This is a genomic window from Streptomyces maremycinicus (assembly GCF_001184025.1).
GTDB lineage: Bacteria > Actinomycetota > Actinomycetes > Streptomycetales > Streptomycetaceae > Streptomyces > Streptomyces maremycinicus.
The window spans coordinates 1-15,590 of the sequence record NZ_BBYG01000020.1; the positions used below are offsets into that span (position 1 = coordinate 1).

The 15,590-nt window shown below is 73.1% G+C and carries 14 protein-coding genes; 8 read left to right on the forward strand and 6 right to left on the reverse strand.

Annotated features, from left to right (window positions below):
* From AOQ37_RS30525 to chsH3, 3 genes are all read right to left on the reverse strand, one after another.
* Positions 1-941 (reverse strand): 3-oxoacyl-ACP reductase (locus tag AOQ37_RS30525; RefSeq protein ID WP_062649055.1); only part of this gene is annotated, 941 nt, incomplete at its 3' end.
* A 12-nt stretch (positions 942-953) separates the two neighbouring features.
* Positions 954-2,030 carry a Zn-dependent alcohol dehydrogenase gene (locus AOQ37_RS30530; protein WP_062649057.1) on the reverse strand — a complete coding sequence of 359 codons (1,077 nt, stop codon included), beginning with the start codon at positions 2,028-2,030 and terminating at the stop codon, positions 954-956.
* A gap of 245 nt (positions 2,031-2,275) precedes the next feature.
* Positions 2,276-3,133, reverse strand: a complete 858-nt coding sequence (gene chsH3, locus AOQ37_RS30535) for an enoyl-CoA hydratase ChsH3 (RefSeq protein ID WP_062649059.1) — start codon at positions 3,131-3,133, stop codon at positions 2,276-2,278.
* Positions 3,134-3,510: 377 nt separating this feature from the next.
* Here chsH3 and AOQ37_RS30540 point away from each other — a divergent pair, with 377 nt between their 5' ends.
* From AOQ37_RS30540 to AOQ37_RS30550, 3 genes are all read left to right on the forward strand, one after another.
* Complete coding sequence (locus AOQ37_RS30540; RefSeq protein WP_078890424.1) at positions 3,511-4,932, forward strand: sensor histidine kinase; 1,422 nt, start codon at positions 3,511-3,513, stop codon at positions 4,930-4,932.
* A 29-nt stretch (positions 4,933-4,961) separates the two neighbouring features.
* Entirely contained in the window at positions 4,962-5,594 is a 633-nt protein-coding gene (locus AOQ37_RS30545; protein ID WP_062649507.1) for a response regulator transcription factor, read from the forward strand.
* 67 nt (positions 5,595-5,661) lie between these two features.
* A complete protein-coding gene (locus AOQ37_RS30550; protein ID WP_062649061.1) occupies positions 5,662-7,131 on the forward strand; it encodes a hypothetical protein in 1,470 nt (489 codons plus the stop codon).
* Here the strand turns inward: AOQ37_RS30550 and AOQ37_RS30555 are convergent.
* From AOQ37_RS30555 to AOQ37_RS30565, 3 genes are all read right to left on the reverse strand, one after another.
* Positions 7,128-7,778: a class I SAM-dependent methyltransferase gene (locus AOQ37_RS30555; RefSeq protein ID WP_062649062.1), complete on the reverse strand. Its 651-nt coding sequence runs from the start codon at positions 7,776-7,778 to the stop codon at positions 7,128-7,130. The two genes, AOQ37_RS30550 and AOQ37_RS30555, sit on opposite strands and share 4 nt — an antisense overlap.
* A gap of 169 nt (positions 7,779-7,947) precedes the next feature.
* Complete coding sequence (locus tag AOQ37_RS30560; RefSeq protein ID WP_062649064.1) at positions 7,948-9,690, reverse strand: MFS transporter; 1,743 nt, start codon at positions 9,688-9,690, stop codon at positions 7,948-7,950.
* A gap of 265 nt (positions 9,691-9,955) precedes the next feature.
* Positions 9,956-10,636 carry a TetR/AcrR family transcriptional regulator gene (locus tag AOQ37_RS30565; RefSeq protein WP_062649066.1) on the reverse strand — a complete coding sequence of 227 codons (681 nt, stop codon included), beginning with the start codon at positions 10,634-10,636 and terminating at the stop codon, positions 9,956-9,958.
* A gap of 457 nt (positions 10,637-11,093) precedes the next feature.
* Between AOQ37_RS30565 and AOQ37_RS30570 the strand changes: the two genes are divergently transcribed.
* The 5 genes from AOQ37_RS30570 (at position 11,094) to AOQ37_RS30590 (ending at position 15,556) form a co-directional block, all read left to right on the forward strand.
* Positions 11,094-11,942 carry an NAD(P)H-binding protein gene (locus tag AOQ37_RS30570; RefSeq protein ID WP_062649069.1) on the forward strand — a complete coding sequence of 283 codons (849 nt, stop codon included), beginning with the start codon at positions 11,094-11,096 and terminating at the stop codon, positions 11,940-11,942.
* A gap of 157 nt (positions 11,943-12,099) precedes the next feature.
* Entirely contained in the window at positions 12,100-13,098 is a 999-nt protein-coding gene (locus AOQ37_RS30575) for an N-acetylmuramoyl-L-alanine amidase (RefSeq protein ID WP_062649071.1), read from the forward strand.
* Between the two features lie 178 nt (positions 13,099-13,276).
* Positions 13,277-14,083 carry a DUF5336 domain-containing protein gene (locus tag AOQ37_RS30580; protein ID WP_078890425.1) on the forward strand — a complete coding sequence of 269 codons (807 nt, stop codon included), beginning with the start codon at positions 13,277-13,279 and terminating at the stop codon, positions 14,081-14,083.
* Positions 14,084-14,190: 107 nt separating this feature from the next.
* A complete protein-coding gene (locus tag AOQ37_RS30585) occupies positions 14,191-15,201 on the forward strand; it encodes an LLM class F420-dependent oxidoreductase (protein WP_062649075.1) in 1,011 nt (336 codons plus the stop codon).
* A 64-nt stretch (positions 15,202-15,265) separates the two neighbouring features.
* A complete protein-coding gene (locus AOQ37_RS30590; RefSeq protein ID WP_054238057.1) occupies positions 15,266-15,556 on the forward strand; it encodes a hypothetical protein in 291 nt (96 codons plus the stop codon).
* The last annotated feature ends 34 nt before the right edge of the window (positions 15,557-15,590 follow it).

The window sequence follows — 15,590 nt, forward strand, 5'->3', positions numbered from 1 at the left end:
TCCTGGCCCCGTCGCAGCCCCAGTACCTCCGCCGCGGCGAACGTCTCGTCCCGGGGCCGGTCCGCGAAGTGCGCGCCGAGGACGGCGTCCAGCTCCTCGTGGTCGAACACGTCCTCCTTGCTGTCGAACTTCGCCCGTACCCGCGGCCGTTCGACGACGGCGACCATGCCGCCGTGCGCGACGAGCAGCTGTCCGTTGATCCGGGCGGCGGCGGGCGAGGCCAAATAGCCGACCAGCGGGGCCACATGCTCGGGCGCCAGCGGGTCGAGGCCCACGTCCGGTGGTGCGAAACCGGCGAAGACGTCCTCCGTCATCCTGGTGCGGGCGCGCGGACAGATGGCGTTGGCCGTCACCCCGTACTTGGCGAGCGCGAGCGCCGTGGACGTCGTCAGTCCGACGATTCCCCCTTTGGCGGCGGCGTAGTTGGGCTGCCCGGCCGAGCCCGCCAGGAACGCCTCCGAGGAGGTGTTCACGATCCGCCCGTACACCGCGGCGCCCGCCGCCTTGGAGCGGTCGCGCCAGTGGGCGGCGGCGAAGCGGGTCGTGTTGAAGTGCCCCTTCAGATGGACCCGGATCACCGAGTCCCACTCGTCCTCGGCCATCGAGAAGACCATGCGGTCGCGCAGGATGCCCGCGTTGTTGACCAGGATGTCCAGTTTGCCGAACTCGCCGATCGCCAACTCGACGAGCTGGCGGGCCTGTGCGAAGTCGGCGACGTCCCCGGTGTGGGCGAGCGCGGTGCCGCCGGCCGACCGGATCTCCCGCGCCACCTCCTCGGCGGGCCCGGCCGACGCCTCGCCCGACCCGTCCCGGCCGGACTGCCCGTAGTCGTTGACGACGACGGCCGCGCCCAGCCGCGCCAGCTCCAGCGCCTCGGCCCGGCCGAGCCCGCGCCCGGCGCCGGTGACGATCGCGGCCAGCCCCTCGAGTGGCAGTGCCATCGGACGGCCCCCTCAGATCTCTATGCAGGTACGGAGCGCCGCCCCGGTACGCATCTGGTCCAGTGCCTCGTTGATCTCGGTGAGCGCCACGCGGTGGGTGATCAGGCCCGACAGGTCGATCCGGCCGGCCCGCCACAGGCCGATCGTCCGCTCGTAGGAGCGCAGGACGTCGCCGCCGCCGTACATCGAGGGCAGGATCCGCTTCTCGTCGAAGAACAGCTCGAACATGTTGAGCTGGAGGTGGTCGTCCAGGGCGCCCGCGCCGACGACGACGAGGGTGCCGCCGCGCCGGGTGTTGTCGTACGCGGTGCGGGCGGTGGCGGAGCGTCCGACGACCTCGAAGACGTAGTCGAACCCTTCGCCCGCGGTGACCAGTTGCTTCGCGTCGGGCAGCTCGTCGGGTGAGACGGCCTTCGTGGCGCCGAAGGCGAGGGCGGCCTCCCGGCGCGAGGCGACCGGGTCGACGGCGACGATCTCGGCGGCGCCCTTGAGCCGCGCGCCCTGGATCGCGGAGATGCCGACGCCTCCGCAGCCGATGACGGCGACCGACGAACCGGCCTCCACGTCGGCCGTGTTGAGGGCGGCGCCCAGGCCGGTGGTCACTCCGCAGCCGATCAGCGCGGCGATGTCGAAGGGGACGTCGTCGGGGATCGGGACCGCGCAGCCCGCGTCGACCACGACCTCCTCGGCGAAGGTCCCGGTGCCGGCGAAGCCGAAGACATCGCCGCCGGGGCGACGGAAGTTGGGTGTGCCGGCGTTCATGAACCCGGCCAGGCACAGTTCGGTCTGGCCCCGCTTGCACGCGGGACACGCTCCGCAGGCCGGCAGCCAGCAGACGACGACCCGGTCACCGGGCTTCACCCGGGTGACGCCCTCGCCCACCTCCAGGACCTCACCCGCACCCTCGTGACCGGGCACGAACGGGGCGGGCTGCGGGAGCACGCCGCTCATCGCGGACAGGTCCGAGTGGCACAGGCCCGTGGCCCGTACCCGGATCCGGACCCGTCCGGGGCCGAAGCCCACCGCCTCGACGTCGTCGAGGACCTCCAGCTTTTCCTGGCCGATCTCGTGCAGTACGGCTGCGCGCATGGTGCGGCTCCCCTCGGGTCCCCTCGGATGCTGGGCGGTTCTGGAGGTGAATTCGGCTGCTGCCGACGGTGGTTCAGGTCGTCCGGATCATCCCGACGGTCCGGGTCCCTTCGAACGGTCCGGCCCTTCGGACGGTCCGGGTTCCTTCGGCTCGTTGCGGGCTCTTCCGGCGCCTCCCGGGTCCCTTCGGCTCGTTGCGGGTTCCTTCGGCGCGTTCAGGCGCGTTCAGGCGCGTTCAGGCTGGCTCAGGAGTGTTCGACGAGTGTGTCGGCGAGGACCGGGGCGTCGTCCCGCTGTACGGCGCTGACGGCCACCCGGACCGCACCGTCACCGCGCCACATGCGGATCCGCAGGGTCTCCCCCGGGAACACCACCCCGGCGAAGCGCGTGGCGTAGCCGCGCACCCGGCTCACATCGCCGTCGAGCAGCGTGTCGACGACCGCCTTGAGCGTGATGCCGTAGGTGCACAGGCCGTGCAGGATGGGCCGGTCGAACCCGGCGAGTTTCGCGAACTCCGGGTCGGCGTGCAGCGGGTTGTAGTCGCCGGAGAGGCGGTAGAGCAGGGCCTGGTCCTCGCGGACGGTCCGCTCGACCACCTTGCCGGGCTCACCGGCGGGCGGGTCGAGCCGGGCGGAGGGGCCCCGGTCGCCGCCCCAGCCGCCTTCTCCCCGGACGAAGATCTGGGCGTCGTTGGTCCACAGCGGCCCGTCCGCGTCGGCGACCTCGGTGCGCATGACGAGGACGGCGGCCTTGCCCTTGTCGTACACGGCGGCGATGCGTCCGGTGGCGGTCGCCCGGCCCGTCACCGGGATGGGTCGGTGGATCTCCAGGCGCTGGCCGCCGTGCAGGACGCGGGCGAGGTCGACCTCGACACCGGGCATGGACAGTCCGCTGATCACGCCGGGCGAGCCGGAGCCGGCGACGGTGGCGAAGCTCGGCAGGACGTGGAGCCGCGACTCCAGCGTGTAGCGCAGTTCGTCGGGGTCGGTGGCCGGACGGCCCGCGCCGATGCCGAGGTGGTACAGCTGGACGTCCCGGCGGTCCCAGGTGATCTCGCCGGTCCGCGGTTCGGCGGCGAGTGCCTTGGCTGCGTCGATGGGCATGGAGCTCCTGATCGCTCGGATCGATCGGATCGATCGCGTCGTTCCAAGACCTCGGCACGGCCGTCCGCACCGATCGGCCGCACCGAGGCCGTCACGGGGCCGCGGAACCCGCCCGAGCCAGAACCGATCTAGAACGCGTTCCAGTGCGGCGACCCCCTGTATAGCCCAGGCCCCGGAAGTTGTGAAGACACCTGACGGCATGTCAGAAACGGGTGCCGGTGACATTTGTCCTGCCCGACCGCGTACTTCCGGCACTGCCGCTCGCGGGCCCGGAACCGTAGCGTCGAGGACCGGCGGACCGCCCGTGGCACGCACGGCGGGGCCGCGGTGGACCGTCGAGCACGGGCAGTGGACACGCGGGAACGGGGGACGGACACATGACCAGGTCGTTCGAGGAACGGCGCCGCGCGGCGGCCCGCCGCCGGGACTCCTGGCGCTCGGCGCTGCGTACGGCACGGGAGCGCCGTCGGCAGTGGAGAGCGGACAAGGAGCGCTGCAAGGCCGAGTACCGGAGCGCCCGGCGGGCCGGGCGGATCACCGAGGACCCGGGTCCGCCGGCCAGCGGGTTCTCCCTGCTGCCGTGGCTGCTGATGGGGATGGGCGCGTTCTCCAACCTCTTCCAGGGCGACGCCGACCCGTGGATCGGCGGCCTGGGCCTGCTGACGTTCAACTCGCTCTACGTCTACGTCTCTTTCCGCGCCTTCGTGAAGGAGACCCGCGAGGCGGCCTCCACGCGGCTGGCGCTGGTGGCGCTGGGTGTCGTGACCTGCGGACTCGCCCTCGGCTACGGCGGGAGCTGGTTGCTCTTCCTCCCGCTGTTCGGCCTCGCGACGGGCGCGGTGCTGCGCGGCCCCCAGCTGCGGACCATCGGCACCGCCGTCGCCGTCCTGGCGGGCGCGGTCTCCTGCGCCCGCGACGGCTGGGACGGGCTCACGATCGCCTACGCCACCTGGATCTCGACGATGGTGACGGCCGCGATCCTCTCCCTCTCCGAGGCCGTACGGGAGCTGCGCGCCGCCCGTGAGGAACTCGCCCGCCGGGCGGTGGAGGAGGAGCGGCTGCGCTTCTCCCGCGATCTGCACGACCTGCTCGGCCACACCCTGTCGGTGATCGTGGTGAAGTCGGAGGCGGCCCGGCGGCTGGCGCCGCGCGACATGGACGCGGCCCTCTCCCAGGTCGTCGACATCGAGGCGGTGGGCCGCCAGGCGCTGACCGAGATCCGCGAGGCGGTCACCGGCTACCGCGAGGGCAGCCTGGGCGGCGAGCTGGACCGGGCCCGCTCGGCCCTGACGGCGGCGGGTGTCGAACCGTCGGTGAGCCGGTCGGGACCGCCGCCGGACCCCAAGACGGCGGCGCTGCTCGGCTGGGTGGTGCGCGAGGCGGTCACCAACGTGGTCCGGCACAGCGACGCGAGCCACTGCGGGATCACGGTGTCGGGCACGCCGGAGCGGGTCCGGCTGACGGTGACGGACGACGGCGGCACCGACACCAGCACCAGCACCTGCACCGGCGGAGGCCGAGGCGAAGTCGGCGGCGACACGGGCGGTGGCGGTGACGACCGCTGTGCGCCGGGCGGCGGCACCGGGCTCACCGGACTGCGCGAGCGCCTGGCGGCCGCGGGCGGCACCCTGACGGCGGGTCCGGGACCGCGCGGCGGCTTCACGGTCACCGCGGAACTGCCGGTGGAACTCCCGACACCGCCCCCGGACACCCCCGCCGTGGACGGCACCGGCACCGGCACCGGTGTCGGCGTCGACACCGTGCCGTCCGTGGCGGCCGGCCCTAACCTGGGCCCGTGACCGAGATGCCGGGTTGGCCCGTGAACGAGATGCCCTCCGACCACCGCCCCGCCAAGTCCATCAGGGTGCTGCTCGCGGAGGACCAGGGCATGATGCGCGGGGCGCTGGCCCTGCTGCTGGGGTTGGAGGCGGACATCGAGGTCGTCGCGCAGGTGGGCACCGGCGACGCGATCGTGGACGCGGTCCTGCTCCACCGGCCGGACGTCGCGCTCCTCGACATCGAACTCCCCGGCATCAGCGGCCTGGACGCGGCCGCCGAGCTGCGCGACCAGGCGCCCGGCTGCCGGGTGCTGATCCTGACGACGTTCGGCCGGCCCGGCTATCTGCGCCGGGCCATGGAGGCCGGGGCCTCGGGGTTCCTGGTCAAGGACGGCCCGGTGGAGGAGCTGGCGGCGGCCGTCCGCCGGGTGCTGGCCGGCGAGACGGTCGTGGACCCGGCGCTGGCCGCGGCCGCGCTGAGCGCCGGACCGAACCCGCTCACGGCCCGCGAGTGCGACGTCCTGAAGGCCTGCGTGGACGGCGCGACCGTCGCCGACATCGCCACCCGGCTGCACCTGTCGGAGTCCACGGTCCGCAACTACCTGTCCGCCGCGATCGGCAAGACGGGCACCCGCAACCGCATGGAGGCGATGCGGGAGGCACGGCAGCAGGGCTGGCTGTAGCCCTCGGACTGGCTGTAGCCGTCGGGCTGGTCGCGGCGGTCGGGACCGCCGCTGGCATAGTGCCCGCATGCCCTTACCGATACGGATCCTCAGGCGTCCGGCCGCGCTGGCGGCGAGTGTCGCGGCGCTGTTCGCCACGGCCGTGGCACCCGCCTCGGCCGACGGCCCGGACCAGGTCGTGCTGCGGTTCGAGACCGTGCGCACCTACGTCATGTACCACGCCGACGAGGGGTCCAGGGCCTCGAACGACGACTTCGCGATCCCGGTCCACGTCGAGCGGAGCGAGGGTGGCGAACCGGCCCGCAACGTCCGGGTGGTCGTGGACGCGTCCGGCCTGGAGGGCGTCGCCCGGCTCGGCGACAACGACATGTGCGCCGCCGAGGGCGCGGTCTACACGTGTGCGTACGGCTCCTTGCAGAACGGCGACGGCGAGAGCTACACGCCCCTCACCCTCCTCGGGGTGGACGGCGTCGAGCCCGGCGACAGCGGGACGGTGACGTACACCGCGACCGCCGACAACGCGCCCACCGTCACCGGCACCACCCGGATGACCGTCGGCGGCCCGACGCTCTCCGCTCCGGGACAGGAGAAGGGCGTGAGCGGACTGGCGCCGGGGAAGTCCGCGAACGTGACCGCGCGGCTGGCCAACAACACCCGCTTCCCCACGGAGGGGGGCGTCGCCCTCAGGGTCGACGTGTCGGAGGGGATGACACTGACCGCCCTGCACCGCAACTGCTTCTACACGGACCCCGCGCCCACCTCCGCCTGGTGTGCCTTCCCCACCCGGGCCGCGGCGGGCGCCGCCTACCGCACCGGCGCGCCACTGGTCTACACGCTCACCCCGCCCGGAACCCTGACCGGCGAGGTGACCTACACCTGGTCGTCGTCCGCGAGCCGCCCGGCCGGTCACACCGTGCGCGGCACCGGCCCGCCGCTCACCCTGGTCCGGACGGCGGCTCAGGCCTTCGGCGAGAGTCAGGGCCGGGTCGGGATCACCACCACCGTGCAGGCCGACTACCGTCCGGTCACCGCGACCGTGCGGGGCCGGGTCGGCGACACGGTGAAGGTGCGGCTCGGACTGGAGGACCTCGGCCCCGGCCGGACACAGGGCGACGAGGAGACGGGCCGCTTCGAGGTGGTCCCGCCGGAGGGCACCACGGTCACCTCGATCCCGTACACCTTCGAGGGGGACGGCGGGAAGTGGGCCTGCGACCGGCCGGACCGGACCGGCGGGGCGTTCGTCTGCGAGATCGGCTACGACCGGTTCTACGAGGTGCGGCACGAAGGGGGCACGACCGCCATCGACTTCCACATCCGTATCGACCGTCAGGTCCCGGGCGCCGAGGGCACGGTCCGCACGTACAACCCGTTCGACCGCACTCCGGCCAACGACCTCGCCGTCATCCCGCTCGACGCCTCGCCCGCTCCGGCCTGCCGCCGCGTCCCGGGCCACCCCTGGACGTGGGCCGCGGGCGCCCTGGCCGTCGTCCTCCTGGCAGCGGTGTACCGCCGTCGCCGCGGGCGGTCGGCGCTCTAGACGCCCGCGCCCGTGCGCCGCAGCACCCGCAGCGAGCCGGTGTCCGAGACCTCGGTGAAGGCCCCGGAGGCCAGGGCGCGCAGGTAGACGCGGTAGGGGGCCTGGCCGGTGAACTCGTCGACCGGGTCCGGGAACACGTCGTGGATGACGAGGAGCCCGCCCTCGGCGACATGGGGCGCCCAGCCCTCGTAGTCGGAGGTGGCGTGCTCGTCGGTGTGACCGCCGTCGACGAAGACGAGGCCGAGGGGCGAGTTCCAGAACGCGGCGATGCGCGGCGACCGTCCGACCAGGGCGACGACATGCTCCTCCAGGCCCGCGCGGTGCAGGGTCCGGCGGAAGGTGGGCAGCGTGTCCATCAGGCCGACCTCGGGGTCGACGGTCTCCGGGTCGTGATACTCCCAGCCCGGCTGCTGCTCCTCGCTGCCGCGGTGGTGGTCGAGGGTGAGCGCGCTGACCCCGGCCTGGCGGGCCGCGTCCGCGAGCAGGATCGTGGAGCGCCCGCAGTAGGTGCCGACCTCGAGCAGCGGCAGCCCGAGAGCGGCCGCCTCGACGGCGGCCGCGTACAGCGCGAGTCCCTCGTCGACCGGCATGAACCCCTTCGCCGCCTCGAACGCGGCCAGGATCTCGGGCTTGGGTGCCGCGGGCATGGGGGTCCTCCGGGTACGTGCGGGGTGGGACGGGCGGGGCGGTACGCGCGGGTGGATGCTCCGGGCTTACGGCCGCCCATGCTGCCGCACCCCCCGCCGCCGAGGCGACAGGGGGTGCGGAAACGACGGCGACGGGGCGGTCGGACCGTGGGGCCGGGCCCGGCGGGGGTCAGGCGTCGACCGTCTCCCCCGGCAGGGCCAGGTCCAGGTCGACCGGACGCTCGTCGCCCGCGTGGGTCGCGGAGCTCGCCAGCGGACCGTGGCCGGTGGCCTTGGCGGCGAGGACGTAGGCGCCCTGGGCGGGGACGGCGAGGGCGTAGCTCCCGTCCTCCTCCGACAGGGTCGCGCCGGCCTGGCGGCCGCGGCGGTCGATGAGCGTGACCTTGGCGCGGGCGACCGGGGCGCCGTCGGCGTCCAGGACCCGGCCGCGGAAGCCGTTCAGGACGTCCTCGGCGTGCTTCAGGTTGGCTTCCTCCTCGCTGCTGGCGCGCAGCTGCGGCACGGCCGACGGGCGCTGCTGCCGGGGCAGGAAGAGGGCGAGGAGCAGGCCGATGGCGACCGCGCCGGTGGCGATCAGGAAGGAGACGCGGAAGCCGTGCATGGTCGGTACGGCGACGCCGCCGACGTCGTTCGCGGTGTTGGCCAGCACCATGCCGATGACGGCGCTGGACACCGAGGTGCCGATGGACCGCATCAGGGTGTTGAGACCGTTGGCGGCGCCGGTCTCCGAGGCCGGGACCGCGCCGACGATCAGCGCGGGCAGGGAGGAGTAGGCCAGGCCGATACCGGCACCGAGGACGACGGCGATGACGAGGCTCTGCCAGGCGGCGCTCATCAGGCCGAGGCCGGCGCCGTAGCCGATCGCGATGATCAGCATGCCGAGGATCAGGGTGAACTTGGGGCCGTACTTGGCGGACAGCCTCGCGTAGACGGGCGCGGTGAACATCATCGTCAGGCCGAGCGGCGCGACGAGCAGACCGGCGACGACCATCGACTGGCCGAGACCGTAGCCGGTCGCCTTCGGCAGCTGGAGCAGCTGCGGCAGGACCAGGGAGACGACGTAGAACGAGACGCCGACCATGATCGAGGCGAGGTTGGTGAAGAGGACGGCGGGTCGGGCCGTGGTGCGCAGGTCGACGAGCGGGGCCTTCAGCCGCAGCTCCATCACACCCCACAGGACGAGGACGACGGCCGCGGCGGCGAAGAGGCCGAGGGTGGTGCCGGAGGCCCAGCCCCAGTCGCTGCCCTTGGTGATCGGCAGCAGGAAGAGGACCAGACCGGTGGAGAGGCCGATCGCGCCCACGACGTCGAAGCTGCCCTCGGCGCGCGCCGGGGACTCGGGGACGACGAGGAGGGTGAGGGCGATGGCGAGGGCGCCGAGGGCGGCCGCGCCGTAGAACAGGGCGTGCCAGTCGGCGTGCTGGGCGATCAGGGCCGCGAGCGGCAGGGCGAGGCCACCGCCGACGCCGATCGAGGAGCTCATGAGGGCCATCGCCGAGCCGAGCTTCTCGCGCGGCAGCATGTCCCGCATCAGGCCGATGCCGAGCGGGATGGCGCCCATCGCGAAGCCCTGGAGGGCGCGGCCGGTGATCATCGTGATCAGGTCGCTGGTGAGGGCGCTGACCAGCGCTCCGACGACCATCACCGCGAGGCTGGCTATCAGCATGCGGCGCTTGCCGTACAGGTCACCGAGGCGGCCCATGATCGGGGTGGCCACGGCGCCCGACAGCAGCGTCGACGTCAGGACCCAGGTGGCGTTGCTGGGCGCGGTGCCCAGCAGCTGGGGCAGGTCCTTGATGACCGGGACGAGCAGGGTCTGCATCACCGCGACCACGATGCCCGCGAAGGCGAGCACCGGGACGACGGCTCCGCTCGCTTCGCGGGATGGCCTGTCGGTCGTCGTGTGCGTCATGAGGTGGGGCCTCCGGGGCGGGTCGTTCGTGGGTTACATGGGAGCTGAACCTGTATGCATGGGCAACTATTCCGATGCTTTGGCGTACTAACGTTTTCTTTAGCTTCTCTTGAAGGAACGGCCGGAAGACGGCCGCGCACGGGCGGCCGCAAGGGGGCGGCGCCCGGGCACACGGGGGCCGGAAGGGGGCGGCGCCCGGACGGCCGGAGGACGGCGGCGATCGGACGGCCGGAAGGGGGCGGGCGATCGGTCGCGGTCGCGGCGGTCAGCGGGCGGGGGTCTGGAGGATGCCGCTGAGCAGCACGTCCAGGCCCCAGGTGTCGCGGTCACCGGCCGAGAAGAGGGCCGACCGCAGCGCGGTGATCATCGGATAGCGCTCCGCGGGCAGGGCGGCGTAATGGCGATCGGCGTCCGCCACGACGGTCTCCTCCTTGCCCCCCTTGGTGAGGTGGGCACTCTGCTCGGCGGCGGCCGCGGCGCTGTGGAGATGCAGCAGGTCGACGGCCCAGGCGGCGGTGATGTCGTCCAGTCCCGCCTGCTTGAGCAGCGCGAGCATGCGGTCGAGGACGAGCAGGGCGTTGGCGCCGGTGGGGATCGCGCCGAGGGCGACGGCGGCCAGCCCCTCATGGCGGCTCATGGCCTCGACACTCGCCGCGACCAGGGCGTGCAGCTGCTCCCGCCAGGAGCCCTCCGCGGTGAGCGGGACCCGGGCGAGCGCCTCGTCCAGCATCGCGGCCATCAGGTCGTCGCGGTTGGCGACGTAGACGTAGAGCGAGGCCGGACCCGTGTCGAGCTCCTTGGCGACCCGGCGCATGGTCAGCGCGTCCAGCCCGTCACGGTCGAGGATGGCCAGCCCGGCCCGCACGATCGCCTCACGGCTGAGGGGGGCCTTGGCGGGCCGCGCGCGGCGGCTGATCGGCTCGGGGGTCGCGGGGGGCGGGGTCACGGGGAGAGGGTATCCGGCACGAACGCCGGTCGCCACGAACGGCGACCGTGACGAACGTCGGCCGTGACGAACGTTGTTTGACACGAACGGCGTTCGCTCCCTAGTCTCGGCGCATCAACTGAACGAACATCGTTCGCCACGAACGTTGTTCGCAATCAGACACTCAACGATCCGCCGTGATCCGCCGATACCTCGCGACCCGTCGGCACCGCGCAACCGGTCGACATTTCGTGACGGGCCGGCGCCTCACGACCGGCCGGCCCCTCATGACCCCGGCGCCTGGTGGCCCGCCCGCACCTCGCGATCCATCAGCACCTCGCGATCCATCAGCACCTGGCGATCCGTCGGCACCTCGCACCCGCGGGCACCCCAGGATCGATCGACGGCTCACCCGTTCGCGCGTCCGCCCGTCCGCCAACCACCCCGTCCACCCCCCTCACCCACAGAAGGACCCGTCATGATCCTCATCACCGGAGGCCGCGGCGCGGTAGCCACCCGGCTGCTCGCCCTCCTGCACGCCGACGGCATCCCCGTGCGGGTCGGCTCCGCCGCCCCCGCCGACCTCACCCCGCCGCCCGGTGTCGAGGCGGTCGCCCTCGATCTCACCGACCCGGCGACCTTCCCCGCCGCCCTGAACGGCGTCACCTCCGTCTTCCTCTACGCGAGGCCCGACCGCATCACCGAGTTCGTCGAGCACGCCCACCGGGCCGGCGTCACCCATGTCGTGGTGCTGTCCAGCTCCAGCGTCCTCGGCGCACCCGGATCCGAGCCGAAGGACGACCTCCTGGCCGGCTCCCATCTGGCCGTGGAGCGGGCGCTGCTCGACTCCCCGATCACCACCACCCTGCTGCGACCCGGCTCCTTCGCCTCCAACGCCGCCTCCTGGGCCTGGTCCGTGCGGGCCGGGCTGCCGGTCGGCCTGCCCTTCCCCGGCGCCCACACCGACCCCCTGCACGAGAGGGACCTGGCCGAGGCCGCGCACGCCGTCCTCACCGACCCCCGGCACCGCGGTGGGCGGTTCACCCTCACCGGACCCGAGTCGCTGACGTTCGCCGAGCAGATCGACCGGCTCTCCGCCGTCACCGGCCGTGCCATCGCGGTCGAGCACGTCACGCCCGAGGCGTGGCGGAAGCAGACCGACGGACACATCCCCGCCGCCTACGCCGACGCGCTCCTCGCCTGGTGGGAGTCCACCGACGGCAGGCCCGTCGCCCTCACCCGCACCGTCGAGGAACTCACCGGCCACCCCGCCCGCCCCTTCACGGTCTGGGCCGCCGACCACATCGCCGACTTCACCGCCCCCTGAGCCGGCGGCGGCCGGCACCGTCCGTCGTCCGCCGCCGTCCCCAGTCCCCAGTCCGCCGTCCGCCGTCCGCCGTCCGTGGCACGTCATCCGGCATCTGTCATCCGTCCGGACGCCGTCGCACTGAGACCCCGCCGGGGTGGCCGTTAGGGTGGCAGGCGTGTCGTACGCAGGCTCGAACCCCGGTCCCTCCGACCCCTCCGACCCCTTCGGCCCCTCACGGCCGCGCCGCTCACCGCTGCGCCGCCCGCTGACCGTGGCGCTCGCCGCGCTCGTGCCCGGAGCGCTGCTGGGCTGGCTGGCGTACGGGGCATGGGGCGGGACAGGAAGCGGCGGGACGGACGGCCCCCGCGCGGGGGCCGTGCCGAGCGTCCTCGGCTCCGCCACGACCGGCGAGGGCGGCACGGGTGGTGACGGGAAGACGGGTGCGGGCACGGGTGCCGGCACGGGCACTGCGTCCGCCCCGGCCGCCGGTCCCGGCGGGGCCTCCCTCCGGGGCAAGGTCGTCGTCATCGACCCCGGGCACAACCCCACCAACTACCTGCACACCGCCGACATCAACAGCAAGGTGGACGTCGGCACCCACCGCAAGGAGTGCGACACGACGGGGACGTCCACGAACTCCGGGTACAGCGAAGCGCAGTTCACGCTGGACGTGGCCCACCGGCTGCGCGCGATCCTCCAGCGGCAGGGCGCGACGGTGAAGCTGACGCAGGACGCGGACCGGCCGTTCGGCCCGTGCGTCGACGAGCGCGCCCGGATCGGGAACGCGGCGCGGGCCGACGCGGTCGTCTCGATCCACGCCGACGGCGCCGGGGCCGGGCAGCGCGGCTTCCACGTGATCCTGCCGGGCGCGGTGCACGCGGGCGCCGCCGACACCCGTGCGATCGTCGGCCCGTCGAAGGACCTCGGGAAGCTGATCGCGGGCGACTTCACCCGGGCGACGGGTACTTCACCGTCCAACTACGTCGGCGACGGCACCGGTCTCGTCACGCGTGAGGACCTGGGCGGTCTCAATCTGTCAACGGTTCCCAAGGTGTTCATCGAGTGCGGCAACATGCGCGATACCAAGGACGCGGCGCTGCTGACCAGTGGCGCCTGGCGGCAGAAGGCGGCGCAGGGGATCTCTGAGGGAATCGTGAGTTTCCTGCGCGGGTAGTGATCAGGGCGCTCATCCCTGCGGACAGCGCGATCGTGGTGACGATAGTGTCATCCCTACGATGAGGGGCCACCCCCGCGCTTCACACAGGGGCCTGACGGCGACATGGTGACAGCGACGCCTCTACCGACATGTGTACGCGTGTACCGATGACGAGACGACTGACGAAGGACCTGAAGTGAATATCCGCTCCCTCACTCGAGGCGACGGCGTGGTGATCGGAGCAGCGGTATTGCTGTTCATCGCGTCGTTCCTGGACACGTTCGACGGCTCCGGCAGTGACGTCCCGAACGCCTGGGACAACCTCGGCCTCGTAATGAGCATGTATCTCGGCGGAATCATCGGTGCCGCCCTGATCGTCGTCGCCCGCGCGCTCCCGCAGCCGCGCAAGGTGGCCGGCATCGACCTGGGGCAGTTCGGTGTCGCTCTGACGGTCTTCGCCGCGTGGACGGCGTTCTGGACGATCATCGACCCGCTCGGCGCGTTCAGCGACACCTTCGGCAGCGCGGACGTGGACACCGGCTCCGGTCTCATCCTGGGCCTGATCGCCGCGCTGCTGCTGGCCGGCGGCGCGATCGCCACCCCGCTGGTGCCCGCCCTCCAGGCCGCCCTCGTTCCGGCTCCCCGGCCGGCGGCCCCGCAGCCCTACGGCGCCCAGCCGCCCGCGGGTTACGGCTACCCGGGCGCGCCGCAGCCGTCGGCCTTCGGCGGTGCGCCGCAGCAGGGTCAGCCGGGTCAGGCGCCGTTCGGCGGTGGCCAGCCGGGTCCGGCGCAGCCGTCGGGCGGGGACTTCTCCCCGTTCTGGTTCGCCGTGCCGGTGCCGCGTCCGCTGTACGCGGAGGACGGCGCGCCCACGCCGATCGCCGAACTGGCGCCGGGCACCTGGTACCTGGCGGTCGAGCAGGGCGCCCAGGGCCTGGTCGCCCAGACCCAGGACGGCCGCCGCGGTGTCCTGCGGGACTCCTCCGGCATCCAGCGCGGCTGAGCCTTCGCCCGCGCGGCTTTCCGCACGGCCCCTCGCCCTTCCGGGCGGGGGGCCGTTGTCGTACAGTCGCAGCCTTCCCTTGTCTGACACACCGTCAGGAGGCGGGCATGCGGCTCGGTCTGGCGCTCGGCTACTGGGGCCGCGGCCCCTCCCCCGACCACGTGGAGCTGGCGCGCGAGGCGGAACGGCTCGGCTACGACTCCGTGTGGACGGCGGAGTCCTGGGGCTCGGACGCCTTCACCCCTCTCACCTGGATCGCCGCCCACACGTCGACGATCGAACTGGGCACGGCGGTCGCGCAGATGGCGGCCCGCTCCCCCACCACCACCGCGATGCACGCGCTGACCCTGGACCATCTCTCGGGCGGCCGGATGAACCTCGGGCTCGGCCTGTCGGGCCCCCAGGTGGTGGAGGGCTGGTACGGGCGGCCGTTCCCCGGCTCCCCGCTGACCGCGACCCGGGAGTACGTGGACGTCGTGCGTCAGGTGCTGCGCCGCCGGGCGCCGGTGGAACTGGACGGCCGGTTCCACTCCCACCCCTACCGCGGCCCGGACGCGACCGGCCTCGGCCGGCCGCTCAGGTCCATCACCCACCCGCTGCGCGCCGAACTGCCGGTGCTGCTGGGCGCCGAGGGTCCGCGCAACGTCGCCCAGACGATCCGGATCGCCGACGGCTGGCTCCCGTTGTACTGGTCGCCGAACCGGCCGGACGCGTACGGCCCGGCGGTGGCGGAGCTGCCCGAGGGCTTCCGGGTCGCACCCCTCGCCCAGGTACGCGTCTGTGACGACGTCGGCGCGGGTCTGCTCCCCGTGAAGACCATGCTCGGCTTCTACATCGGCGGCATGGGCCACGCCACCCGCAACTTCCACGCCGACCTGATGGCCCGCATGGGATTCGAGCGAGAGGCCCGGCACGTCCAGGAGCTCTTCCTCGCCGGGCGGCGCGAGGAGGCGGTGCTGGCCGTCCCGGACGCCTTCGCCGACGAGATCTCCCTGGTCGGCCCGCGCGAACGTGTCGCCGAGCGGCTGGAGGTCTGGCGCAAGGGGCCGGTGACGGACCTGCTGGTCGTCGCCCCGGACCGGACGACCCTGCGGGTGCTGGCGGAGCTCAACTCATAGCCAGGGGCGCACGGAGAGCGAACACTCCACGTTTCAACCGGGATTCCGGGGCCAGACGCAAGTCATGTCTCGATATCGCAGTGGTTCCAACTCCGCCGGAACGGTCATAGCGGTGGTCGCGGACGTCATGGCCGTCATCCTCGGGCTGTGGATCCTCATGTACCTGCTGGACGCCAACCGGGGCAACGACCTGGTCCAGTTCGTGCATGACGCGGCCAACTGGCTGGCCGGCTGGTCACGTGACCTGTTCACGTTCGACGAGGCGTGGGCGCGGGTGGTGGCAGGGTACGGCCTCGCAGCGGTCGTCTACCTGTTCATCGGCCACGCGATCGCCAACCGCGTACACCGCCACTAGCACGGATCCCGGGCCGGGTGCCGAGTCGGGCACC

What these genes read in the sequence shown, in the direction of transcription:
- AOQ37_RS30540 (WP_078890424.1), top strand. Translation starts at nt 3,511, where the DNA reads ATGACCAGGTCGTTCGAGGAACGGCGCCGCGCGGCGGCCCGCCGCCGG.
- chsH3 (WP_062649059.1), bottom strand. Translation starts at nt 3,133, where the DNA reads ATGCCCATCGACGCAGCCAAGGCACTCGCCGCCGAACCGCGGACCGGC.
- AOQ37_RS30545 (WP_062649507.1), top strand. Translation starts at nt 4,962, where the DNA reads ATGCCCTCCGACCACCGCCCCGCCAAGTCCATCAGGGTGCTGCTCGCG.
- AOQ37_RS30570 (WP_062649069.1), top strand. Translation starts at nt 11,094, where the DNA reads ATGATCCTCATCACCGGAGGCCGCGGCGCGGTAGCCACCCGGCTGCTC.
- AOQ37_RS30560 (WP_062649064.1), bottom strand. Translation starts at nt 9,690, where the DNA reads ATGACGCACACGACGACCGACAGGCCATCCCGCGAAGCGAGCGGAGCC.
- AOQ37_RS30590 (WP_054238057.1), top strand. Translation starts at nt 15,266, where the DNA reads ATGTCTCGATATCGCAGTGGTTCCAACTCCGCCGGAACGGTCATAGCG.
- AOQ37_RS30555 (WP_062649062.1), bottom strand. Translation starts at nt 7,778, where the DNA reads ATGCCCGCGGCACCCAAGCCCGAGATCCTGGCCGCGTTCGAGGCGGCG.
- AOQ37_RS30530 (WP_062649057.1), bottom strand. Translation starts at nt 2,030, where the DNA reads ATGCGCGCAGCCGTACTGCACGAGATCGGCCAGGAAAAGCTGGAGGTC.
- AOQ37_RS30585 (WP_062649075.1), top strand. Translation starts at nt 14,191, where the DNA reads ATGCGGCTCGGTCTGGCGCTCGGCTACTGGGGCCGCGGCCCCTCCCCC.
- AOQ37_RS30550 (WP_062649061.1), top strand. Translation starts at nt 5,662, where the DNA reads ATGCCCTTACCGATACGGATCCTCAGGCGTCCGGCCGCGCTGGCGGCG.